Below are 21,220 nucleotides of genomic sequence, written 5' to 3' on the forward strand. Positions count from 1 at the left end.
CCGCGCGCTGCGCGGACTGCCGGACCGTTCGCCGGGTATGCGCCCGGCGCAGTCCATGCGACAGGAGGGACATCATGCTGAAAACCCTCGCGGTCCGGCAGGCCGACATCGGCGATGCCATCGCCGACACCTGGAGGTCGGTGCTGCTCTTCATCCCGAAGGCAGTGGCCTTCATCGTCATCCTCGTGGTCGGCTGGCTCATCGCCAGAGCCGTCCTCAAGATCGTGGATACGGTGTTGGAACGGGTGCGTTTCGACCAGGCGGTCGAACGCGGTGGGATCAAACGGGCCCTGGAGAGAACGAAGTACGACGCCAGCGACATTCTGGCCAGACTGGCGTACTACGCCGTACTGCTGTTCACGCTGCAGTTCGCCTTCGGAGTCTGGGGGCCCAACGCGATCAGTGACCTGATCAGCGGCGTGGTTTCCTGGCTGCCGCGCGCGTTCATCGCGATCGTCATCGTGGTGATCGCGGCCGCGATCGCCAACGCCGTCCGGGATCTGGTCACCGGGGCGCTGGGAGGGCTCTCGTACGGCAAGGTCCTGGCCGACCTGACGGCGATCTTCATCATCGCGCTCGGTGTGATCGCTGCCCTGAACCAGGTGGGTATCGCCACCACGGTGACCACTCCGGTGCTGATCGCGGTGCTCGCCACGGTGGCCGGCATCCTGATCGTCGGCGTCGGCGGTGGTCTCGTGAAGCCGATGCAGAACCGCTGGGACGGTTGGCTGCGTCGGGCGGCGGAGGAGGCCCGGGCGGTGCAGCAGCAGCGTCAGGCCACGTCGGCCGGGCGTAGTGACGTGGAGCGGCAGATGGCCGACCGTGGGGGTGACCGCACCCAGGCCATGCCTCGGGTGGACGAAGCCCAGCAGTACCGCTCGTAGCGGGAGGTAACGGCACGGCGTGGGGAGGGTGTTCCGCGGACCACGCGGAGCGCCCTCCCCGCGCGTCTGTCAGTCCCGCGCGGTCAGTCCCGGTCGAGCGAGCGGGCCAGTGCGCAGACCGCGACCAGTCGGGTGAGCAGCCAGTCCGGTTGGCTCCAATCCACCGGCGCGGCCGGCGGCACCCACCCGTGCTCCAGGGCGGCAGCGCGCACCCCCTCGGCGTAGCCGGCGAGCGCCGCGGCGGTCAGCGGCGTGCGGTCCCCGTCGAGGCTGTCCCGGACGGCCGCCGCGTGCTGGTCGACCTGGGCCAACAGCCCCGGTCGCGCGGTGGCGGCGGCGAGCCCGACGGTGCCCACGGAGACGGTGAGGGCGGCCAGGGTGGACCGCGCCGAGTCGACGGCGGTACGGGCGGCGACCCGGTTGAACGGCACACGCATGGTGACCGAGGCTAACCGACGGGTCACCGGGTCGACCTCGGCCGCTCGGCGGAGGTCGTTGCCCCACTGGTCCGATCGCCGCTGGCCGCAGGGGTTGATCCGGTACAGACGGGGCAGCAGAAGAACCACCCGCGGATGACGGCACAGGGCACGGAGGCACGGATGGGACAGCAGACGGACGGACCCGACGAGCGGCATCGCCGACCGGACGGGGTCAGCGACGCCACGGTCGCCGCGCTCGGCAAGCTCAGCGAGGCGCTGGAGTGTGTGGAGCGGGCCCGGGGGCATCTGTACTCGATGCACCAGTTGATCGGGCACGCCGACCTGATGCTCGACGACGCGGTGGAGCAGTTTCGCGCCGCCGGGCATCCGCGGCTCGCCGACCGGATCGACACGGAGCTGCGGGGCCGCAACGTCATCGCCGGACGGTGGACGTTCCAGATCGTCGAGGACTTCGACGACGGCTACCACACGCTGTTCCGGGAGCTGGACCGGCAGGCCCGCGACGAGCTGGTGGGCGGGCGGCGTCACCTCTACGAGGCGGAGATGAAGGAACGCCGCCGCAGTCGGGGCCGGCCGGGGCACGAGGCCCGGCCGGGCAGTGCTGGCTAGTCGCTTGTCGCGTCGGCGGGGCGTCGCCGCGCCGCGTCGTCGGCGATGATCACGGTGGCCACCATGAGCGCGACGCAGAGGCTGAACAGCCACGACTCGTCGGTGACGAGCCAGGCGGACACGGGCGCCTGCAGCGCGGCGAGCAGGAAACCGAGCCAGGCGAGCCGGCGCTGACGCGTCGAGAGGATTCCGGAGCCATGATGCATCCCGAAATTCTTACGCGAACGAGGCGGCTTGCCGTCCTCCGATCGGCCGATTCTGGATGAGCTGTCCGTTTTCTCAACCGTACGGACACGACTTCTTTGCGCAGTGAGCGATCGGGTGCCGACGGCGCTAGGGTGCGCCTGCGGCAGGATGGTGTCCCGTGTCCACCACGCTCGCGCGCCCCCGTCCCTCGCTGCTCCTGCTGGCCTACCTCGCGTTCGTCAGTCTCGGCCTGCCCGACGGGCTGCTCGGCGTCGGCTGGCCCTCGATCCGGGGCGACTTCGACGTGCCGACCGAGGCGGTCGGGTGGGTGCTCACCGCCGGCACCGTCGGCTATCTCACCTCCAGCGTGCTGGCCGGATTCACGCTGGCCCGGGTCGGTGTGGGCGCCCTGCTCGCCGGCAGCACCCTGCTGGCCAGCCTCGCGCTGACCGGCTACTCGGTGAGCCCGGTGCTGGCGGTGCTGGTGGGCTGTGCGCTGCTGCTCGGGCTCGGCTCCGGCGCGGTCGACTCCGGGCTCAACGCGTACGCCGCCGGGGCTTTCGGCCCCCGGCACATGAACTGGTTGCACGCCTTCTTCGGCCTCGGCGTGGCCATCGGTCCACTGATCATGACCGGAGTGCTGAGCACGGGGTTGTCCTGGCGCTGGGGCTACGGCGTCATCGCCGCCGCCCAACTCGTCCTCGCCGCCGCGTTCGCGCTCACCGTGCGGGCCTGGCACCGCGGCGTCCCGGCCAGCACCGAGCCGGACGCCACCGCGCCCACCGAGGCGGACGTCGGTGTTCAGGCCACGATCGCCGCCACGGCTGCCGGGCCGGCACCGACCATCCGGGTTCCGGCTCGGGACACGCTACGGCTGCCGGCGGTCTGGTCGGGGACGCTCGCCTTCGTGCTGTACGTGGCCATCGAGGTGTCCGCTGGGCTGTGGGCGTTCCTGCTGCTGACCGAGGGCCGTGGGCTGGGCCCGGCGCTGGCCGGCGGGTGCGTCTCCGCGTACTGGGGGAGCCTCTTCGTCGGCCGGGTGGTGCAGGGGGTGGTGGCCGAGCGACTGGGGTCCGGGATGGTGCTGCGCGCCAGCCTGGCCGGTATGGCCCTGGGCGCGGCGCTGATCGCCGTTCCCGGGCCGGCCGTCCTGGCGGTACTCGGCCTGGTCGTGGTCGGTTTCGCCGCCGCGCCGGTGTTCCCGCTGCTCACCCTCACCACCGCCGAGCGGGTCGGCGCGGCGCACGCGGACCGGGCCATCGGGCTGCAGATCGGCGCCGCGGGCGTCGGCGCGGCGCTCGTCCCGGCCGGGTTGGGCGTGCTGATCGGCAACACGTCGGTGCAGGTGCTGGGCTCGGCCCTGCTCGCGCTCGCGCTGGCGCTGATCGTGCTCTACGAGTGGGGCGCGCGCCGACCCACCGCCGGGCCCTCCGCACCGGTGGCGCCCGCCCAGACCGGGAACGAGGGTCCCACGCCCGGCCAGCCCGGGAGCGATCCTCAGACGTCCGGCCCGGTGCGGCCGGTGGTGGACGGGCGGTAGGCGCGCTGTGGGTCGGTGGCCTCCCGGCTGTTGCCGCTCTGGGCCTGCCCCTCGCGGTCCGTCGCCGCCGGCCCGTGCCCGAACGCGGCTTCCTCGCCAGCGTCGTTGCCCGTCACGTCGTCGGCCTGCCCGTCGAGGCTGGAGCCCGACACGGCGCGCTCCAACTCCTCCAACGGCAGCCGTTCCTCGTCCCGCCACACCCTGATGTTGTCGTCGGTCATGTCTACCGCCGTACCCGGGCGCGATGATCGCAAACGGCGCCGCACGACCAGGCTCGGACACGGCGATGGCCGCCAGTCTCCTGGCGGCCATCGGTGTCACTGCTCGAGATCACGGCCGCGGACGGTCCACCGATCCGCGCCAGGCGCCGGTCTCCTGACCACGCCGCTCGATGAAGGTCTTGAACCGTTCCAGGTCGCCCTTGGCCCGCCGGTCGACGATGCCGAGCTTGTCACCGGCCTGCTCGACCACGCCGTGCGGCTCGAACTCGAGTTGCAGGGTGACCCGGGTCTTGTCCTGGTCCAGGCGGTGGAAGGTCACCACGCCGGCCTGCTGCGTGCCGCCGGTCGAGCGCCAGGCGACCCGCTCGTCGGGCAGCTGTTCGGTGATCTCAGCGTCGAATTCGCGCTTCACCCCGGCGATGTCCACCGTCCAGTGGGTCATCGTGTCGGAGAGCTGCCGGACCTCCTGCACGCCCTCCATGAACTCGGGGAACTCCTCGAACTGCGTCCACTGGTCGTACGCGGTGCGTACGGGCACGGAAACGTCCACGTGTTCGGTAACGCCACTCATTGGGGAACCTCCTTCAGCCACTGGTGCTTGCTCGGATCGGGGGCGATCCTGCTCACCAGCGAGTTGTCTCGTTCTTGTTGCCGAGTGCGGCCCACACCTCGGAGACCGTCTGGTAGACGGTGCCCTCGGGCAGCCGCTCCAGCGCCGCCACGATGTCGTCCGGCGCCTCGTTCTCCCGGGCGCTGGCGATGAGCACCAGGCGGTCGCCCGGCAGCGCGCTCATCGAGATGAACCGGCCCAGCCGGCTGCGCTGCTCGACGTCCGTGGAGCTCATCCCCTGTGGGGTGCCGGTGCGCAGGTCGCCGGCCGGGGCGGTGGTCGTCTCCGGCTGGTCCTCGCCGGCCGGTTCCGGCACCCGCGACTCGTCGACCCGAGAGCCACCGGTCCCCGGCCCCTGTACGAGGCCGCTGACCTCCTGGCTCATCTGTTCGTCGATCCTCGGTCCGTGCTTGCTGTTGCCACGCTCCATGCCTTCTGCGCTACCCGGCACCCCGCCCGATAAACCGGCACCGGGTCATGAACCGGCCCTCGGCCCGGCCGGAGACCGGACATCCGACCTGGAACGGGGCTCAGTCCTCGGCCGGCTTGCGCGGGGGCAGCACCGGGTCCTCCGGGTCCGGGTCGCCGGCCTGCAACTGCCGCCCACGCTGCACCTCGGCGTTGATCTGCACGCCGAGCATCAGCGCCGAGTTGGACAGGTAGAGCCAGACCAGGAACGCGATGGCCGCGCCCAGGCTGCCGTAGGTGGTGTCGTACGAGCCGAAGTTGGCCACGTAGAGGCCGAAGCCGAAAGACGCCACCGCCCAGGAGACCAGGGCAACCGCGCCGCCCGGGGTGAGCCAGCGGAACCGGGGCTGACGTACGTTCGGGGCGATCCAGAACAGCAGGGACAGCAGCACCATCATGATCATGGCGAGGACCGGCCACTTCGCCAGGCTCCACGTCGTACGGGCCAGGCCGCCGGCGTTGATCAGGTCGCCGACCGCATCGGTGACCGGTCCGCTGACGATCAGACCGAGGGCGACCACCGCGAGCAGCACCAGCGTGATCGCCGCCAGGCCGATCTGCAGCGGCCGAAGCTTCCAGACCGGGCGGCCCTCGGTTACCCCGTAGACGGCGTTCGAGGCACGGGTGAACGCGCCGATGAAGCCCGACGCGGACCAGAGCGCGCCGAGTAGGCCGAAACTCAGCAGCAGCTTTGGGTTGCTCTGCTCCAACACCACGGCTCGGATCACCCCGACCACGCCGTCCTTGTCGTCGGTCAGCACCGCCCCGGCGCCCACCTGGTTGGCCAGGTCGACGACGGTGTCGACGGTCTGCTCGCCGCTGGAGACCAGGCCGACCAGCGCCACCACCACGATGGCGGACGGGAAGAGCGCCAGGACGCCGTAGTAGGTCAGCGCGGCGGCCCAGTCGGAGCAGTTGTCGGTGACGAAGTTCTGCACGCTGCGGACCAGCACCCCGCGCCAGGTCCGCCAGCTCAACTGCCGCATCCGCGGCGGCACCGGGGTGCCCGGTGTGCCGTCGAGCGTCGTACCGGGCTCCGTGGTCGTCATGCCCGCTCCCTGCGCCCCGGCCGCCGGATGACCGGTCGTCCGGTCTGGCCTGGCCCGCCGGTACCCGGATCACGAAATCGACAAACCCGCCCAGCGTTCGGCGGGTGCCGCTAGGGTTTGCCGCCGCGCCACCGGGGAACGGTCACCAGGACCCTGTCGACACGGAGGAGGACGAGATGCCCGGGCGCGAGGACCTGCCCAGCACGCTGCGACGCTCCCCGGAGAAGGCGCAGCGCACCTGGGAGAAGACGCACGACTCGGCGGTCGAGACCTACGGCGAGGGGGAGCGGTCGCACCGCACCGCCTTCGCCGCCGTGAAGCATCAGTTCGAGAAGGTGGGCGACCACTGGGAGCCGAAGGGCCGCAAGGGCCCCAGCGACCAGCAGGCCGCCGGTGGCGGACCGGAACGGCGCGCCCCCACCGCGGGTGGGGTGGACGCCAACGCCACCAAGGACCACCTGATGTCGGTGGCCCGCAAACTCGACGTACCCGGCCGGTCCAGCATGACCAAGCCCGAGTTGGTCACGGCCATCGAGAAGGCCAACGACCGCGCCACCCGCAAGGCGCGCGGCGACTGACGGCCGCCGCCCAGCACCACCGACGCGGTACGGGCGGACGCGCCACCCCTGCGTCCGCCCGTGCTGCTCACCAGTGCCCGCCGCCCGGCGCCTCGATGTGCACCGCCTTGGTGGCGGTGAACTCGTCCAGCAGTTCCGGGCCGTACCCGAAGCCCTGGCCACTGGCCCGGCGCGGATGCGCGGCGCCCCCCGGCGCGCCCCCGAACACCGCGTTGACCTTGACGGTGCCCACCGGCAGCTCCCGCCAGGCCCGCTGCGCATGACTCATCGACCGGGTCAGGACGGTGGCGGCCAACCCGTACGGGGAGTCCGCCGCGCAGCGCAGCGCCTCGTCGAACGAGTCGACGACCACCACCGGGGCGACCGGTCCGAACGTCTCCTCGCGGACCAGCGGCATGTCGTGGCGACAGTCCGTGACGACGGTGGCCGGGTAGAAGGCCCCCGCCCCGTCCGGCACCTCGCCGCCGGTCCGCACCCGTGCGCCGTCCGCCACCGCCGCCGCGACCTGCCCATGTACGTGGTCCCGGTGCCGCCGGTCGACCAGCGGGCCCAACTCGGTACCCGGATCCCGCCCCGGCCCGACCCGCAGCGCCTCGGCGCGTCGGACCAACGCGGCCACGAAGTCCTCGGCCACCTCCCGGTGCACGTAGAGCCGTTCCACCGCCACGCAGATCTGCCCGGCGTTGGCGAACGCGCCGAGGGCGGCCTGCTCCGCCGCCCACTCCGGATCGACGCCCGCGTCCACGATCAGCGGGTCACTGCCCCCGTTCTCCAGGAGTACCTTCGCGCCGCTGCGGGCCGCGGCGGCGGCGATCGCCCGCCCGGTCGCGGTCGAACCGACGTGGGCCACCACGTCGACCTCCTGTGCCGCCAGCGCCGCGCCCACCTCCGGGCCGCCGGTGAGCAGCGACAACACGCCGGCCGGCAGCGCCTTATCCAGCGCCCGGGCCAGCAGCCAGCCCGTCGCCGGCGTCCGTTCGCTCGGCTTGTAGAGCACCACGTTGCCGGTCACCAGGGCCGCGCCGAGCAGTCCGCAGGAGACCGCGACCGGGTCGTTCCAGGGCGTGATGGCCGCGACCACACCGCGCGGTTGCGGGGTCAGGAAGTCCAGCGCGTCGGCCTCGCCGTTCAGCGTGCGTCCGCCCCGCAGGGGCGCCAGCTCCGCATACTGTCGCAGCGTGCCGATTCCCGCCTCGACGCCACCACGGGCGTCCGCCAGTGGCTTGCCCATCTCCGCGGTGACCGCCGCCGTCAACTCCTCGATGACCGCCGCCACCGCGTCCGCGGCCCGGTGCAGCGCCGCCGCCCGTTCGGCCGGCGAGGTCGCCGCCCACTGGGCCGCCGCGTTGCGGGCCGCCTGGGTCGCCTTGCCCACCTCGTCCGCCGTGGCGACCGGCACCGTGCTCACCGGCGCGTCGTCCGCCGGATCACGCACCACCAGCTCGCCGCCGTCGCCGCCCGCACCCCACACTCCGCCCACCAGCTGCGCAACCGTGTACATGCGGCGCTGGATGCCCCGGCCCGGGCGAGGCAAACGCGTTTCGCCCGGTTGCGCGCCGGGTAGGCGGATCTGATGACAACCACCGCCGCGCAGAGCGCGGACGCCGTCGTCGTCGGCGCCGGGCACAACGGCCTGGTGGCGGCCAACCTGCTGGCGGACGCCGGCTGGGACGTGGTGGTGCTGGAGGCGACGGCGGTGCCCGGCGGCGCGGTCCGCTCCGCCGAGGTCACCGCGCCCGGCTACCTCAGCGACCTCTACAGCTCGTTCTACCCCCTCGGGTACGCCTCACCGGTGCTGAACGGCCTGGACCTGGGCCGGCACGGGTTGTCCTGGCGGCACGCACCGGACGTGTTGGCGCACCTGCTGCCGGACGGCCGCGCCGCGGTGATCAACCGGGACCCGGACATCACCGCCGCCTCGCTGGAGCAGTTCGCGCCCGGCGACGGCAAGCGGTGGCTCAACGCGTACACCGACTGGCTCGACGTGGCCGAGCCGATGCTGGAGACGATCACTTCACCGTTCCCGCCGGTACGCGGTGGGCTGGGTCTGCTGCGTCGGCTGCGCGTCGCCGGAGCGCTGCGACTGGCGCGGCGACTGGTCGTGCCGGTTCGCAAACTCGGCGACGAGCTTTTCGACGGTTCCGGCGGGCCGGCCCTGCTGGCCGGCTGCGCCCTGCACACCGACCTGTCCCCGGAGGAGGCCGGCTCCGGGGTCTACGGCTGGCTGCTGGCCATGCTCGGCCAGCAGGTCGGCTGGCCGGTGCCCGACGGCGGGGCACAACAGATCACGAACGCGCTGGTGGATCGGCTACAGGAGCGCGGCGGCGCGATCCTCTACGGTGCCCGCGTCGACCGGGTGCTCACCGCCCGGGGCCGGGCGATGGGGGTCCGGACGGAGGGCGGCACGCTGTGGCGGGCCCGACGGGCCGTACTCGCGGACGTGCCGGCGCCGGCGCTCTACCTCGACCTGGTCGGCGCGGCGGCGTTGCCGTCGCGGCTGATGGAGGACCTGGCGCACTTCCGCTGGGACGGCTCCACGTTGAAGGTGGACTGGGCGCTCTCCGCGCCGGTGCCCTGGACGAACCGGCAACTGGCCGGCGCCGGCACCGTGCACCTCGGCGCGGACCTGAACGGGCTCACCCACTATGCCAGCGAGTTGGCCCGTGGTGAGCTGCCCCGCGACCCGTTCCTGCTGGTCGGGCAGATGTCGGTGGCCGACCCCAGTCACTCCCCGCCGGGCACCGAGTCACTCTGGTCGTACACCCATCTGCCGTTCCGGCGGAACTGGCGGGCCGAGGACGTCGCCGGGCACGTCCAGCGGATGGAGGACGTGCTGGAGGCGGCCGCCCCGGGTTTCCGACGCCTGATCGTGGGTCGACACGTGGCCGGGCCGGCCGACCTGGAAAAGAGCAACCCGAGCCTGGTCGGCGGCACGCTGGGCGGCGGGACCGCCGCCGCGTACCAGCAACTGTTCCTGCGGCCGATTCCGGGCCTGGGCCGGGCGGACACCCCGGTGGACCGGCTCTTCCTGGCCAGCGCGTCGGCGCATCCCGGCGGCGGTGTGCACGGCGCACCGGGCGCGAACGCGGCCCGCGCGGCGCTGGCCCGCGACCGCGCCCTGACCGGCCGCGCCTACGCCGCAGCCATCACCACCGCCCACAAAGCCATCTACCCAACCCCCTGACCCGACCCCGCCTCCCACCCCGCCGTGATCCCGCCCGCACCCGTCGATCAAGGAGTTGTGGTGGGTGACAAAGCGCCCGCTCGGCTTTTCAACGGGCACCACAACTCCATGATCGACCGGGGTGGGGGCGGGCTGGGGGTGGGGTGGGGTGGGGTTAGCGGGTGATGTTGCGGTGTTTGCTGCGGAGGCGGAAGGGCATGAGGGCGCTCTCCACCTTGGTCGCGGTCGTCATCTTGGAGACGCCGTCGCGCCGCTCCTCGAAGCGGATCGGCACCTCGAGGATGGTGTGCCCCAGCTTGGTGGCGAGGTAGTGCATCTCCACCTGGAAGCTGTAGCCGTTGGACTGCACCCGCTCCAGGTTGATGTCGCGCAGCGCGTCGGCCCGCCAGATCTTGAAGCCGGCGGTGAGGTCCCGGATGCGGACCCGCAGCAGCGTGTGCACGTAGAGGTTGGCCCAGCCGCTGAGCGCCCGGCGGTACAGCGGCCAGTTCTCGTCCAGCTCGCCGCCGGGCACGTACCGGGAGCCGATGACCACGCTGGCCTGGGTGGAGAGCAGCGCGCCCAGCATCCCGGGCAACGCCTCCGGTGGGTGCGAGAGGTCAGCGTCCATCTGCGCCACGTACTCGGCGCCGCCCTCGATCGCCCGGCTCATCCCGTCCACGTACGCCCGGCCGAGGCCCTCCTTGCCGGCGCGGTGCACGACCTCGATCCGGTCGGGGTGTTCGATGGCCAGCTTGTCGGCCACCTCCCCGGTGCCGTCGGGGGAGTTGTCGTCGGCCACGAGGATGCGCAGCCCCGGCAGCGGCAGCGCGAGCAGCCGCTCGACCAGCGTCGGGAGGTTGCCCGCCTCGTTGTAGGTGGGCACGACGACGGTCAGGCGTGCGTCCCGCCACGGCGACGGCAACTGCACCGGCTTGATCATGTCGGACATCCTCGGTTTGCGGACAAGGGTCATGGAAAGGGTATCCAGTTGCCGCATTAGGTTGGAAAGAGGCACCCCTCCCGGGCGTTGCGTACCGCGGCGGCCCACCGCATTGGGGGGTTGACGCCCTGGTCAAGAGGTTGCGCTGGTCAGCGTCGGCGGCGAGCGACTGCGCTGAGGGCCAGCGCGGCGACGGCGAGCGCGACACCGGACAGCGCCGCCTTGTGCGTGCCGACCCAGAGCGCCGTCGAACGATCACGGGCCTGGCCGAGGAAGACGCCGGCCGTGCCCCGGTCCGTCTCCTCATCGCCGGGGTGGTCCAGATTGTCCCGCCAGGTCGCCGGATCGATCTTCTCGCCGGTCTGCTGACTGTCGTACCCGTCGCGGGCCAGCTTCCGGTCGAGCAGACCGGGGACCAGGATGTCGGCCAGTCGGGCCTGCCAGGTCGGGCCACCCACGTTCAGCTCCCTGGTGCCGCGATCGGCGGCCCAGACGATGGCCCGGGCGGCCAACTCCGGCGTGAAGATGGGCGGCACCGGCTGCGGATGCCGCGGTAGCCGGGTGCGAACCCAGGAGAACTGCGGCGTGTTGACCGCGGGCAGCTGCACCATGGACAGCTTCACCCCCGGGCAGTCGTGCAGCAGTTCGGCGCGCAACGAGTCGTTGAAGCCCTGGACGGCGTGCTTGCTCGCGCAGTACGCCGACTGCAGCGGGATCCCCCGGTAGGCCAACGCCGAGCCCACCTGCACGATCGTGCCTCGCCCGTGCGCGCGCATGTGCCGCAGCGCGGCGAGGGTGCCGTGCACCGTTCCCAGGTAGGTGACCTCGGTGACCCGGCGGAACTCGCGCGCCGGGATCTCCCAGACCGGCGCGAACACCGACACCATCGCGTTGTTGATCCACACGTCGATCTCGCCCCACCGGTGCACCACGTCGTCGGCGGCCTGTTGCACCGCACCAGCGTCGGCCACGTCGACCCGGTAGCCGCGCACATCGGTCGCGCCGCGCTGCCGACACTCGCGCTCGGCGGCGGCCAGACCCGCGTCGCCCCGGGCCAGCAGCGCCAGCCGGGCACCGCGCGCCGCGTACTCGTGGGCGACGGCCCGACCGACGCCGGCGCTCGCGCCCGTCACCACCACGGTCTGTGTCACGGCGCCCCCCTCTGCCGGGTGGCGATGTCGGAGAGCCGGGCCAGCGTCTCCCGGTTGCGCCGGTGCAGCACCAGATCGTTGACCTTGTTGTGGACCCAGCGCAGCGGACCGGCGGCGAAGTCCTCCCCGATGCGGACCCGGGTGGCACCCTCGCCGACCGGTTGGAGGGTGAAGGCCACGATCGCCTCACCCGCCGGCCAGAGCCCGGCCTTCAGCACGAGCCGGTGCGGCGGTTCGCAGACCAGCACCGTCGAGGCGTCCTGCAGGGAGAGCGGCCACGGCCCGGCTCGATGGTGCAGCTGGCTGCCCACCCGGGGCCAGGCGTCGTCCACGTCCCGCACGTGTGCCGTGCCCACCACCCAGTCGCTGTACGTCCACCCGTCGGCGAGCACGTCGAACACCTGCTGCGGGGGAGCGTCGATCACTTTCTCCACAATCGCCACTGGGCTTCCATACCCGCAGCACGGCAGGGGCTAACGGCTGGCGGGTTAGCTTCTCCGGCGCGGCGGGTAAGGCCCACCAGGGCGTCGCTGGCGGCGTTGGCCCACCCCCTCGACGACGACGTTTACTCCTCGGGGCGCCGGGAACCCGCCGGCTGTGCGACAGGACCAGGAGGATCCGTATCAGCGCAGGTCAGCCCGGGTGTATGCCGCTGCTGACCGCGCCGGTTCCGCCGGGCCTCGTCGCACCGAGGTCGACGGCCGGAGACCCGTCCTGTACGACGCGGTGCTGCTGGACCGTGACGGCACCCTGATTGAGGACGTCCCGTACAACGGCGACCCGGAGAAGGTGCGGCCGGTGCCGGGCGCGCGGGCGGCGCTGGACCGGCTGCGCGCGGCCGGGCTGCGGCTGGCGGTCGTCACGAACCAGTCGGGGCTGGCCCGGGGTTACTTCACCGGGGAGCAGATGCGGGCGGTGCACGCCCGTGTCGAGGAGTTGCTGGGCCGCTTCGACGCGTGGCTGGTCTGCCCGCACGACGACGCCGACGGCTGTGACTGCCGCAAGCCGGCACCCGGTCTGGTGCACGCCGCGGCCCGCGAGCTGGGCACCACCGCGTCCCGGTGCGTCATGGTGGGCGACATCGGCCGGGACGTCGCCGCCGCGCTGGCCGCCGGCGCCGCGGGCGTGCTGGTGCCCACTCCGGTGACCCGGCCGGAGGAGATCGCCGCCGCCGGGTGGGTGGCCACCGATCTGCCGGCGGCGGTGCAGGAGATCCTGCGCCGCCAACAGGCCGTGCAGCCCTCGGCCCCGCCCACCGGGCCGGTACGGACGGCGCTGGTGGTCCGGTCGGATTCGGCGGGCGACGTGCTGGTCACCGGGCCGGCGATCCGCGCCGTCGCGGCCGGAGCGCAGCGGGTGGTGCTGTTGTGCGGGCCGCGTGGCCGTGCCGCCGCTGACCTGCTGCCCGCCGTCGACGAGATCATCGAGCATCCGCTGCCGTGGATCGACCCCACACCCGGGCCGGTCGATCCGGAGGCCATGCGGAGCCTGACCGCGCGCCTCGGCGCGGTCGGCGCGGAGCAGGCGGTGGTGTTCACCTCGTTCCATCAGTCCGCCCTGCCGTTGGCGCTGCTGTTGCGGATGGCGGGGATCGACCGGATCGCGGCGATCAGTGACGACTATCCGGGCTCGCTGCTGGACATCCGGCACCGGGTGCCGGTCGGCGTGCCCGAACCCGAACGCGCCCTCTCCCTCGCCGCCGCCGCCGGTCACCGGCTGCCCGACGGCGACGAACCCGTGCTTCGGCTGCGCCGAGACGCCGTGCCGCCGCGCCCGGCCGAACTCGGCGACCCGGGGTACGTGGTGCTGCACCCCGGGTCGGCCGCGTCGAGCCGGGCGTGCCCGCCGGAGGTGGCGGCCCGGATCGCCGGGGCGTTGACCGATGCCGGGCACCGGGTGCTCGTCACGGGTGGCCCGGACGAGCGCGCGGTCACCGCTCGGGTCGCGGCGGCCGGCGGCACCGACCTGGGTGGCCGGACCGACCTGGCCGGGCTGGCGGCGATCGTCGCGGACGCGAGCGCGGTCGTGGTCGGCAACACCGGACCGGCGCACCTGGCGGCCGCGGCCGGTGTGCCCGTCGTGAGTCTCTTCGCGCCGACCGTGCCGTTCGGCCAGTGGGGGCCCTACCGGGTGCCCACCGTCCGGCTCGGCGACGCCGCCGCGCCCTGCCGGGACACCCGGGCGGCCAGCTGCCCGGTCCCCGGGCACCCCTGCCTCAGCGCCATCGACCCGGACGAGGTGGTCGACGCGCTTCGGACGCTCGCCGTCAGTGGTGGTGGCGGCCGATGAACATCTTGCTCTGGCACGTGCACGGCTCCTGGACCACGTCGTTCGTGCACGGCAGCCACCGCTACCTGATTCCCACCACACCCGACCGCGGCCCGTACGGCCTCGGCCGGGCCCGCACCTACCCGTGGCCGGACAGCGCGGTCGAGGTCACTCCGGAGGAGTTGCCGGGCACCGACGTCGACCTGGTCATCCTGCAACGCCCCGAGGAGATCGACCGGGCCGAGGAGTGGCTTCGCCGCCGCCCCGGCCGGGACGTGCCGGCGATCTACGTCGAGCACAACACCCCCAAGGGCGACGTGCCCAACACCCGGCACCCGATGGCCGACCGTGACGACCTGCTCATCGCCCACGTCACCGGGTTCAACCAGATCTTCTGGGACACCGGCGCCACCCGCACCACGGTGGTCGACCACGGCATCGTCGCCCCCTCCGCGTCCTACACCGGGGAGCTGGACCGGCTCGCCGTGGTGATCAACGAGCCGGTCCGGCGAGGTCGGGTCACCGGCACCGACCTGCTGCCCCGATTCGCCGAGATCGCGCCGCTGGACGTGTTCGGCATGGGCGTCGCCGGCCTGGCCGACCACCTGGGGCTGCCCGCCGAGCGGCTCACCAGCCACGACGACGTGCCCCAGGACCGGATGCACGCCGAGCTGGCCCGACGGCGGGCGTACCTGCACCTGTGCCGGTGGACCTCCCTCGGGCTCAGCCTCATCGAGGCGATGGCGATCGGCATGCCGGTCGTCGCGCTCGCCACCACCGAGGCGGTGATGGCGGTGCCTCCGGAGGCGGGCGCCCTCGCCACCCGGACCGACACCCTGCTCGACGCCGCCCGCCGGTTCATCGCCGAACCGGACACCGCGCGGCAGGCCGGCGCGGCGGCGCGAACCGCCGCGCGCGACAGGTACGGCCTCGACCGTTTCCTCGCTGACTGGGACCGGCTGCTGGAGGAGGAAGTATGCGGATCGCGATGATCTCGGAGCACGCCAGCCCGCTCGCCGTCCTCGGAGGGGAGGACGCCGGCGGCCAGAACACGCACGTCGCGGAGCTGTCCGCCGCGCTCGCCGCCGCCGGGCACGAGGTGCGGGTCTACACCCGACGCGACGCGCCCGACCTGCCGGTGACCGTCCGCAGCCCGGACGGGTACGACGTGGTGCACGTGCCGGCCGGCCCGGCCGAGCCGGTGGCCAAGGACGCGCTGCTGCCGCACATGCGGGACTTCAGTCGCTGGCTGATCGAGCGTTGGCGGGGCGGCGACTGGGTGCCCGAGGTGATCCACGCGCACTTCTGGATGAGCGGCCTGGCCGGACTGACCGCCGGCCGGCAGACCGGGGTGCCGGTGGTGCAGACGTACCACGCGTTGGGCACGGTGAAGCGCCGCTACCAGGGTGTGCAGGACACCAGCCCGGCCCGACGAATCTCCTACGAGCGGGAGCTGGGCCGCTCCGTGGACCGGATCGTCGCGCAGTGCCGCGACGAGGTGGGCGAGCTGGTCCGGATGGGGGTGCCTCGCTCCCGGATGACCGTGGTGCCCTCCGGGGTCAACCTCAGCACCTTCGCCCCACTCGGGCCGGCGGCCGACCGCGAACCGGGACGGGCCCGGATCCTCACCGTCGGTCGGCTGGTCGAGCGCAAGGGCTTCCAGACCGTGATCCGCGCGATGGCGCTGGTCCCGGACGCCGAGTGCGTCGTCGTCGGCGGCCCGCCCGAGGGGTTGCTGGAGACCGACCCGTACGCGCGGCGGCTGCGGGCCCTCGCCGAGTCGTGCGGGGTGGCCGACCGGGTGCACCTGGTCGGCGCGGTGCCCCGGGAGGAGATGGGCCGCTGGTACCGCTCGGCGGACCTGCTGGTCGCCGCGCCCTGGTACGAGCCGTTCGGGTTGACCCCGCTGGAGGCGATGGCCTGTGGGGTGCCGGTCGTCGGCACGGCCGTGGGCGGCATTCGGGACACCGTGGTCGACGGGACCACCGGTGACCTCGTGCCGGCCCGGGACCCGCACGCGCTGGCCACCGCGATCCAGGGGCTGCTCGACGACCGGATCAGGCGTTTCGCGTACGCGACGGCGGCCCGTGAGCGGGCCCGGGCGCGGTACTCGTGGGCGGCCACCGCCGAGCGGCTCGTCGAGGTCTACAGCGAGGTGGCCGCCGTGCGCCGGCCGACCCGGGTGGTGGCCTGATGCCGGCGGGCAGCCTGCTCGACATCCACCTGACGAATCTGGCCGAGGCGCTGGTGCCGTACCGGCGGTGTGAGCGACAGCTGGCGCGCTGGGGCGCGGACCTGGCGCACCGGCTGGCCGCCGGGGGTCGCCTGTTGGTCGCCGGCAACGGCGGCAGCGCCGCCGAAGCCCAGCACCTCACCGCCGAGCTGGTCGGCAAGCTCCGAGACGACCGCCAGCCGTTGTCCGCGATCGCGCTGCACGCCGAGACGAGCGCGCTCACCGCGATCGCCAACGACTACGGCTACACCGACGTCTACGCCCGCCAGGTGCGCGCCCACGGCCGACCCGGCGACGTTCTGCTGCTGCTCAGCACCAGCGGTACCAGCCCCAACCTGGTCGCGGCCGCGCAGGCGGCCCGGGACGTCGGTGTGACCACCTGGGCGCTCACCGGGGTCGCCCCCAATCCGCTCGCCGACGCCTGCGACGACGTGCTGGCCGTCGCCTCCGGAGACACCCAGGTGGTCCAGGAGCTGCATCTCGTGACCAGCCATCTGCTCTGCGAGTACCTCGAACAGGAGTTGCCCGCCGCGCTGGCAGCGGCCGCCGAACCGGGGATCGTCCACCGCGCGCCCGGGGAGCCCGCGCCGGCCGGTCGGCTCTCGACCCCGGTGCGCACCGGGGTCGAGGTGGTGCTCGACGGTGGGACCGGACAACAGGTCGACGCGTGAGGATGAGGAGGCAAGGGTGAGGGGACCGGTGGTGGTGCTCGGGGACACCCTGCTCGACCGGGATGTGGAAGGTGTGGTGAACCGGCTCTGCCCGGATTCCCCGGTGCCGGTGCTCGACGAGACCTCGGCCACCGACCGGCCCGGTGGGGCCGGTTTGGCGGCGGTGTTCGCCGCCGCGCAGGGCGCCGAGGTGGTGCTGGTGACCGCTCTCGCCGACGACGCGGGCGGGGCCCGACTGAGCGCTCTGCTCGGCGCCGCCGGCGTGCGGGTGTACCCACTGGCTCTCAACGGGGCGACGCCGGAGAAGATCCGGCTGCGGGCCCGGGGACGGGTGCTGCTGCGCCACGATCGCGGCGGCACGTCCGGGGAGCCGGGGCAGCCCTCCGACGAGGTGCTCCGGGTGATCGGCGCGGCGTCGGCGGTGCTGGTCAGCGACTACGGCCGGGGGGTGGCCCGGCAGCCCGCGCTGCGCGACGCCTTGGCCGCCACCCGCGCGCCGGTGGTGTGGGATCCGCATCCGCGCGGCCCGGCGGCGGTGCCCGGCGTCCACCTGGCCACCCCGAACGAGTCGGAGGTCCGCGAGCTGGTCCCCGCGCTGCCCGGTGCCTCCCGACTGGCCACCGCGTCCCGTGGCGCGCAGGGGCTACGGCGGCGCTGGCGAGCCGGCGCGGTCGCGGTGACGCTGGGTGGTGACGGCGCGCTGCTCTGCCACGCCGGGTCGACGCCGCTGGTGGTGCCGACACCGGGCAGCGCCGAGGGAGACACCTGCGGGGCGGGCGACCGGTTCGCGGCCGCCGCCAGCCTCGCGTTGGCCCAGGGCGCGCTGGTCTCCGAGGCGGTGCAGGCGGCGGTCGCCGAGGCGTCCGCGTACGTGGCGGGTGGGGGAGTCGCGGCGGCACTGCCGCCGTCGACGCCGGGGGTGCGGATGGGGAGCACGCCCGGGTCGCGTACCCAGGGCGGTGCTCGGGCCGACCGGGTCGGGGTCGCCGCCGTCGCCACGCTTCTCGGCGAGGTGCGGGCCGCGGGCGGCACGGTGGTGGCGACCGGCGGTTGCTTCGACCTGCTGCACGCCGGGCACGTCGCCACCCTGGAGGCCGCGCGGCAACTCGGCGACTGCCTGATCGTCTGCCTGAACTCCGACGCCAGCGTGGCCGGGTTGAAGGGGCCGGACCGGCCGGTGCAGTCCGAGGGGGACCGCAGCCGACTGCTGGCCGCCCTGAGCTGCGTCGACGCGGTCCTCATCTTCGACGAGCCGACCCCGGAGGCGGCACTGTCCTGGGTACGCCCCGACGTCTGGGTCAAGGGCGGCGACTACGCCACCGGCGGTGGGGACGCGACCGCCACCCTGCCGGAGGCGGAGGTCCTGCGCCGGTGGGGCGGGAACACCGTGGTGGTGCCCTACCTGGACGGTCGCTCCACCACCGACATGATCGTCCGAACGCTCGCGGAGCGCACCCGATGACCGCCACGCGGCCCGGCGCCGGGCTCACCGTCCTGGTCACCGGCGGCGCGAGTGGGCTCGGCGCGGCGGTGGTCGCCGCGGTGACCGCCTCCGGTGGCCGACCGCTGGTGCTGGACCGGCAGCCGCCGGTCGACGGGGTGTCCTGGACCGAGTGCGACCTGGCCGACACGCGGGCCGCCGAGGTGGCCACCCAGCACCTCGCCGAGCAGGCCGGTGGCCTGGACGCGGTGGTCACCGCCGCCGGCACGGACGTGCCGGGCCGACTCGCCGACCTGCCGGGGGAGACCTGGGACCGGATCGTCGCCGTCGACCTGCTGGCCACCGCGGCGGTGATCCGGGCCGCGCTGCCGTTCCTGCTGACCTCTCGGGGCCGCATCGTCACGGTCGCCTCCACCCTGGGCGTCAAGGCGGTCAGCGACGCCACCGCGTACTGCGCGGCGAAGTTCGGCGTGGTGGGCTTCACCCGCGCCCTCGCCGCCGAGCTGGCCGGTCAGGTCGGCGTCACCCTGCTCATTCCGGGTGGGATGCGCACCGCGTTCTTCGACGAACGCGACCCGCAGTACAAGCCGGGGCCGGACGCGATCCTCAACGAGCCCGCCGACACCGCCGCCGCGATCATGTTCGCGCTCAACCAACCGCCCGGCTGCGCGGTCCGGGAACTGGTGGTCTGCGCCGAGCAGGAGACCTCGTACCCGTGATCCTCGTGCTGCGCGCCCTCGGCGTCGGCGATCTGGTCACCGCGGTGCCCGCGCTGCGGGCGCTGCGGGCCGCGTACCCCTCGCGGGAGCTGGCGCTGGCCGCGCCGGCCTGGCTGGCCCCGCTGGTCGACCTGGTGGGCGGTGTCGACCGGCTGGTGGATACCGCCGGGCTGGACCGACCCATCCGGATCGGGTCGGCCCCCCGGGTGGCGGTGAACCTGCACGGGCGTGGCCCGCAGTCGCACCGGCTGCTCGCGGCCACCCGGCCGGGTCGGCTGCTCGCCTTCGCCAACGCCGACGCCGGCCACGCCGACGGCCCGGCGTGGGCCGCCGACGAGCACGAGGTGGCCCGGTGGTGCCGGCTGCTGTCCTGGTACGACGTTCCGACCGACCGCACCGATCTCGGTCTGCGCCGGCCCGGGTCGGCCGGGCTGCCCCACGGTGTCACCCTGGTGCACCCGGGCAGCAAGATCCCGGCCAAGCGGTGGCCCGCCGAGCGGTTCGCCGCGCTGGCCCGGGCGCTGACCGACCAGGGGCACCGGGTGCTGCTCACCGGCTCGGCCGACGAGCGGGCGTTGGCGGCCCGGGTGGCCGACGCGGCGGGCCTGACGTCGGACGCCGTGTTGGCCGGCCGGACCGATCTCGGCGCGCTCGCCGCGCTGGTGGCCAACGCCCGGCTGGTGGTCAGCGGGGACACCGGGGTCGCCCACCTGGCCACCGGGTACGGCACCGCGTCGGTGGTCCTCTTCGGGCCGGTGCCCCCGGCGCACTGGGGGCCGCCGGCGAACCGGCCACGGCACCGGGTGCTCTGGGCCGGCGATTCGGATTGGCCCAGGTGGGATGGGGTAGGAAGCCACCCGACGATGGCGGCTCTGCGCCTCGACGAGGTGCTGGCCGCCGTGGCCGAGGTGGAAAGGGTGGTGCGGTTCTCCGGTGCGGTTGCGGCGTAGCGACCCGGGTCGACCGGGGTACGGACGGCGTCGGCGCGGACGGGGCTGGCTCTTCGTCGACCCGTCGGGCGCTCCGGTGCGGGATCCGGACGTCCTGGCCCGGCTGCGGGAGCTGGTCATACCCCCGGCCTGGCAGGACGTCTGGATCGCGCCGCATCCGAACGGGCACATCCAGGCGATCGGAATCGACGCGGCCGGGCGCAAGCAGTACGTCTACCACCCGCGGTGGCGGGAGAAGCAGGACGAGGCGAAGTTCGACCACATGCTGGAGGTGGCCCGGCGGCTGCCGGCGTTGCGCGAGCGGGTGGGGCGGGACCTCGACGGGCGAGGGCTGGGCCGGGACCGCGTGCTGGCCACCGTGACCCGGCTGTTGGACATGGGGATGTTCCGGGTCGGCAGCGACCAGTACGCGGCCGGCGACGACCCGACGTACGGGGTCTCCACCCTGCGCCCCGAGCATGCCCGGTCCCGGGGTGGGTGCGTCGTCTTCGTGTTTCCCGCCAAGGGTGGCATCGAGCAGGTACGCCGAATCGAGGACCCGGAGCTGTGCCAGGTGCTGGTCAATCTGCGCCGTCGTCGACGACGAGCGGACCGCCTGTTCGGCTACTGGGACGGCCGGGAGTGGCGCGACGTGCGCAGCGACGAGGTCAACGGTTACCTGCGCGACGCCAGCGGTGGGGAGATGACCGCCAAGGACTTCCGCACCTGGCACGCCACCGTGCTCGCGGCCACCGAGCTGGCCACCGCCGGCCCGGCCCGCTCGGTGACCGCCCGACGCAAGGCGGTCGTCGCGGTCATGCGGGAGGTGGCCGACCTGCTGGGCAACACACCGACGGTGGCTCGGACGTCCTACGTGGACCCTCGCGTGGTCGACCTCTACCACGACGGGGTGGTGGCGTCGGTGGATCCGCAGGCGCCTCGCGAGGAGGCCGAGCGGGTCGTCCTGGAGTTGTTGGAGAAGGCCTGACCGGCCCCGTCGGCGATTCTGGGGGGAAGCGCGACGGGGCCGGAGCCTCGGGCGGGATTGGGGCGCCACCGGGCGGCCGCCCGCCGCTCGCGCGGCGGGCGCCGCGCCACGGCCCCCGTTGGCGGCCCA

At 73.7% G+C, this 21,220-nt stretch carries 23 protein-coding genes; 13 read left to right on the forward strand and 10 right to left on the reverse strand.

The window, feature by feature from the left end; all coding sequences use genetic code 11:
• Window positions 1-74 precede the first annotated feature (74 nt).
• Complete coding sequence (locus tag ACIBF8_RS04935) at window positions 75-884, forward strand: hypothetical protein (protein WP_396781048.1); 810 nt, start codon at window positions 75-77, stop codon at window positions 882-884.
• A gap of 83 nt (window positions 885-967) precedes the next feature.
• Here ACIBF8_RS04935 and ACIBF8_RS04940 read toward each other — a convergent pair whose 3' ends face one another.
• Window positions 968-1,321: a DUF6401 family natural product biosynthesis protein gene (locus ACIBF8_RS04940; RefSeq protein ID WP_396781049.1), complete on the reverse strand. Its 354-nt coding sequence runs from the start codon at window positions 1,319-1,321 to the stop codon at window positions 968-970.
• Between the two features lie 162 nt (window positions 1,322-1,483).
• On the opposite strand from ACIBF8_RS04940, the gene ACIBF8_RS04945 reads away from it, so the two are divergent.
• The gene (locus ACIBF8_RS04945) at window positions 1,484-1,933 is read left to right on the forward strand and encodes a hypothetical protein (protein WP_396781050.1); all 450 of its coding nucleotides are present in this window, start codon (window positions 1,484-1,486) and stop codon (window positions 1,931-1,933) included.
• Here ACIBF8_RS04945 and ACIBF8_RS04950 read toward each other — a convergent pair.
• The gene (locus ACIBF8_RS04950; protein ID WP_396781051.1) at window positions 1,930-2,139 is read right to left on the reverse strand and encodes a hypothetical protein; all 210 of its coding nucleotides are present in this window, start codon (window positions 2,137-2,139) and stop codon (window positions 1,930-1,932) included. The two genes, ACIBF8_RS04945 and ACIBF8_RS04950, sit on opposite strands and share 4 nt — an antisense overlap.
• Before the next feature lie 158 nt (window positions 2,140-2,297).
• Between ACIBF8_RS04950 and ACIBF8_RS04955 the strand changes: the two genes are divergently transcribed.
• Entirely contained in the window at window positions 2,298-3,659 is a 1,362-nt protein-coding gene (locus ACIBF8_RS04955) for an MFS transporter (protein ID WP_396781052.1), read from the forward strand.
• Here the strand turns inward: ACIBF8_RS04955 and ACIBF8_RS04960 are convergent.
• From ACIBF8_RS04960 to ACIBF8_RS04975, 4 genes are all read right to left on the reverse strand, one after another.
• On the reverse strand, window positions 3,617-3,880 hold the full coding sequence (locus ACIBF8_RS04960; RefSeq protein WP_203120654.1) for a hypothetical protein: 264 nt from the start codon (window positions 3,878-3,880) through the stop codon (window positions 3,617-3,619). The two genes, ACIBF8_RS04955 and ACIBF8_RS04960, sit on opposite strands and share 43 nt — an antisense overlap.
• A gap of 109 nt (window positions 3,881-3,989) precedes the next feature.
• Window positions 3,990-4,451, reverse strand: coding sequence for an SRPBCC family protein (locus tag ACIBF8_RS04965; RefSeq protein ID WP_396781053.1), 462 nt, complete (start codon window positions 4,449-4,451; stop codon window positions 3,990-3,992).
• Between the two features lie 52 nt (window positions 4,452-4,503).
• The gene (locus ACIBF8_RS04970) at window positions 4,504-4,920 is read right to left on the reverse strand and encodes a DUF2795 domain-containing protein (protein ID WP_088947320.1); all 417 of its coding nucleotides are present in this window, start codon (window positions 4,918-4,920) and stop codon (window positions 4,504-4,506) included.
• A 100-nt stretch (window positions 4,921-5,020) separates the two neighbouring features.
• Window positions 5,021-6,007 carry a YihY/virulence factor BrkB family protein gene (locus ACIBF8_RS04975; RefSeq protein ID WP_396781054.1) on the reverse strand — a complete coding sequence of 329 codons (987 nt, stop codon included), beginning with the start codon at window positions 6,005-6,007 and terminating at the stop codon, window positions 5,021-5,023.
• 176 nt (window positions 6,008-6,183) lie between these two features.
• On the opposite strand from ACIBF8_RS04975, the gene ACIBF8_RS04980 reads away from it, so the two are divergent.
• The gene (locus ACIBF8_RS04980) at window positions 6,184-6,585 is read left to right on the forward strand and encodes a ChaB family protein (RefSeq protein WP_210785235.1); all 402 of its coding nucleotides are present in this window, start codon (window positions 6,184-6,186) and stop codon (window positions 6,583-6,585) included.
• Window positions 6,586-6,652: 67 nt separating this feature from the next.
• Here the strand turns inward: ACIBF8_RS04980 and ACIBF8_RS04985 are convergent, their stop codons facing one another.
• Window positions 6,653-8,086 carry an aldehyde dehydrogenase family protein gene (locus ACIBF8_RS04985; RefSeq protein WP_396781055.1) on the reverse strand — a complete coding sequence of 478 codons (1,434 nt, stop codon included), beginning with the start codon at window positions 8,084-8,086 and terminating at the stop codon, window positions 6,653-6,655.
• Window positions 8,087-8,158: 72 nt separating this feature from the next.
• Between ACIBF8_RS04985 and ACIBF8_RS04990 the strand changes: the two genes are divergently transcribed.
• Window positions 8,159-9,769: a phytoene desaturase family protein gene (locus ACIBF8_RS04990; RefSeq protein WP_396781056.1), complete on the forward strand. Its 1,611-nt coding sequence runs from the start codon at window positions 8,159-8,161 to the stop codon at window positions 9,767-9,769.
• A gap of 154 nt (window positions 9,770-9,923) precedes the next feature.
• On the opposite strand, the gene ACIBF8_RS04995 is transcribed toward ACIBF8_RS04990, so the two are convergent.
• The 3 genes from ACIBF8_RS04995 to ACIBF8_RS05005 form a co-directional block, all read right to left on the reverse strand.
• Window positions 9,924-10,691, reverse strand: coding sequence for a polyprenol monophosphomannose synthase (locus tag ACIBF8_RS04995; protein WP_396781057.1), 768 nt, complete (start codon window positions 10,689-10,691; stop codon window positions 9,924-9,926).
• Between the two features lie 149 nt (window positions 10,692-10,840).
• Entirely contained in the window at window positions 10,841-11,842 is a 1,002-nt protein-coding gene (locus ACIBF8_RS05000) for an SDR family oxidoreductase (protein WP_396781058.1), read from the reverse strand.
• Window positions 11,839-12,267 carry an SRPBCC family protein gene (locus ACIBF8_RS05005; RefSeq protein ID WP_396781059.1) on the reverse strand — a complete coding sequence of 143 codons (429 nt, stop codon included), beginning with the start codon at window positions 12,265-12,267 and terminating at the stop codon, window positions 11,839-11,841. Before ACIBF8_RS05005 ends, ACIBF8_RS05000 begins: the two co-directional genes overlap by 4 nt.
• A gap of 172 nt (window positions 12,268-12,439) precedes the next feature.
• Here ACIBF8_RS05005 and ACIBF8_RS05010 point away from each other — a divergent pair, with 172 nt between their 5' ends.
• From ACIBF8_RS05010 to ACIBF8_RS05045, 8 genes are read left to right on the forward strand one after another with little or no spacing between them, the layout of a single operon-like run.
• Window positions 12,440-14,131 carry an HAD-IIIA family hydrolase gene (locus ACIBF8_RS05010; RefSeq protein ID WP_396781060.1) on the forward strand — a complete coding sequence of 564 codons (1,692 nt, stop codon included), beginning with the start codon at window positions 12,440-12,442 and terminating at the stop codon, window positions 14,129-14,131.
• Complete coding sequence (locus ACIBF8_RS05015) at window positions 14,128-15,102, forward strand: glycosyltransferase (protein ID WP_396781061.1); 975 nt, start codon at window positions 14,128-14,130, stop codon at window positions 15,100-15,102. Before ACIBF8_RS05010 ends, ACIBF8_RS05015 begins: the two co-directional genes overlap by 4 nt.
• Complete coding sequence (locus tag ACIBF8_RS05020; RefSeq protein ID WP_396781062.1) at window positions 15,087-16,304, forward strand: glycosyltransferase; 1,218 nt, start codon at window positions 15,087-15,089, stop codon at window positions 16,302-16,304. Before ACIBF8_RS05015 ends, ACIBF8_RS05020 begins: the two co-directional genes overlap by 16 nt.
• Window positions 16,301-17,014 carry an SIS domain-containing protein gene (locus ACIBF8_RS05025; protein WP_396781253.1) on the forward strand — a complete coding sequence of 238 codons (714 nt, stop codon included), beginning with the start codon at window positions 16,301-16,303 and terminating at the stop codon, window positions 17,012-17,014. The genes ACIBF8_RS05020 and ACIBF8_RS05025 overlap by 4 nt, the downstream gene beginning before the upstream one ends.
• Before the next feature lie 16 nt (window positions 17,015-17,030).
• Complete coding sequence (locus ACIBF8_RS05030) at window positions 17,031-18,476, forward strand: PfkB family carbohydrate kinase (protein WP_396781063.1); 1,446 nt, start codon at window positions 17,031-17,033, stop codon at window positions 18,474-18,476.
• Complete coding sequence (locus tag ACIBF8_RS05035; protein WP_396781064.1) at window positions 18,473-19,174, forward strand: SDR family oxidoreductase; 702 nt, start codon at window positions 18,473-18,475, stop codon at window positions 19,172-19,174. The genes ACIBF8_RS05030 and ACIBF8_RS05035 overlap by 4 nt, the downstream gene beginning before the upstream one ends.
• A complete protein-coding gene (locus tag ACIBF8_RS05040; RefSeq protein WP_396781065.1) occupies window positions 19,171-20,124 on the forward strand; it encodes a glycosyltransferase family 9 protein in 954 nt (317 codons plus the stop codon). The genes ACIBF8_RS05035 and ACIBF8_RS05040 overlap by 4 nt, the downstream gene beginning before the upstream one ends.
• On the forward strand, window positions 20,108-21,091 hold the full coding sequence (locus ACIBF8_RS05045; protein WP_396781066.1) for a DNA topoisomerase IB: 984 nt from the start codon (window positions 20,108-20,110) through the stop codon (window positions 21,089-21,091). The genes ACIBF8_RS05040 and ACIBF8_RS05045 overlap by 17 nt, the downstream gene beginning before the upstream one ends.
• The last annotated feature ends 129 nt before the right edge of the window (window positions 21,092-21,220 follow it).

Source organism: Micromonospora sp. NPDC050276 (genome assembly GCF_044459545.1).
Lineage (GTDB): Bacteria > Actinomycetota > Actinomycetes > Mycobacteriales > Micromonosporaceae > Micromonospora.

What these genes read in the sequence shown, in the direction of transcription:
- ACIBF8_RS04970 (WP_088947320.1), bottom strand. Translation starts at nt 4,920, where the DNA reads ATGGAGCGTGGCAACAGCAAGCACGGACCGAGGATCGACGAACAGATG.
- ACIBF8_RS05020 (WP_396781062.1), top strand. Translation starts at nt 15,087, where the DNA reads ATGCGGATCGCGATGATCTCGGAGCACGCCAGCCCGCTCGCCGTCCTC.
- ACIBF8_RS04950 (WP_396781051.1), bottom strand. Translation starts at nt 2,139, where the DNA reads ATGCATCATGGCTCCGGAATCCTCTCGACGCGTCAGCGCCGGCTCGCC.
- ACIBF8_RS05035 (WP_396781064.1), top strand. Translation starts at nt 18,473, where the DNA reads ATGACCGCCACGCGGCCCGGCGCCGGGCTCACCGTCCTGGTCACCGGC.
- ACIBF8_RS04935 (WP_396781048.1), top strand. Translation starts at nt 75, where the DNA reads ATGCTGAAAACCCTCGCGGTCCGGCAGGCCGACATCGGCGATGCCATC.
- ACIBF8_RS04960 (WP_203120654.1), bottom strand. Translation starts at nt 3,880, where the DNA reads ATGACCGACGACAACATCAGGGTGTGGCGGGACGAGGAACGGCTGCCG.
- ACIBF8_RS04985 (WP_396781055.1), bottom strand. Translation starts at nt 8,086, where the DNA reads ATGTACACGGTTGCGCAGCTGGTGGGCGGAGTGTGGGGTGCGGGCGGC.
- ACIBF8_RS04940 (WP_396781049.1), bottom strand. Translation starts at nt 1,321, where the DNA reads ATGCGTGTGCCGTTCAACCGGGTCGCCGCCCGTACCGCCGTCGACTCG.
- ACIBF8_RS04995 (WP_396781057.1), bottom strand. Translation starts at nt 10,691, where the DNA reads ATGATCAAGCCGGTGCAGTTGCCGTCGCCGTGGCGGGACGCACGCCTG.
- ACIBF8_RS04990 (WP_396781056.1), top strand. Translation starts at nt 8,159, where the DNA reads ATGACAACCACCGCCGCGCAGAGCGCGGACGCCGTCGTCGTCGGCGCC.
- ACIBF8_RS04945 (WP_396781050.1), top strand. Translation starts at nt 1,484, where the DNA reads ATGGGACAGCAGACGGACGGACCCGACGAGCGGCATCGCCGACCGGAC.
- ACIBF8_RS04980 (WP_210785235.1), top strand. Translation starts at nt 6,184, where the DNA reads ATGCCCGGGCGCGAGGACCTGCCCAGCACGCTGCGACGCTCCCCGGAG.
- ACIBF8_RS04965 (WP_396781053.1), bottom strand. Translation starts at nt 4,451, where the DNA reads ATGAGTGGCGTTACCGAACACGTGGACGTTTCCGTGCCCGTACGCACC.
- ACIBF8_RS04975 (WP_396781054.1), bottom strand. Translation starts at nt 6,007, where the DNA reads ATGACGACCACGGAGCCCGGTACGACGCTCGACGGCACACCGGGCACC.
- ACIBF8_RS05015 (WP_396781061.1), top strand. Translation starts at nt 14,128, where the DNA reads ATGAACATCTTGCTCTGGCACGTGCACGGCTCCTGGACCACGTCGTTC.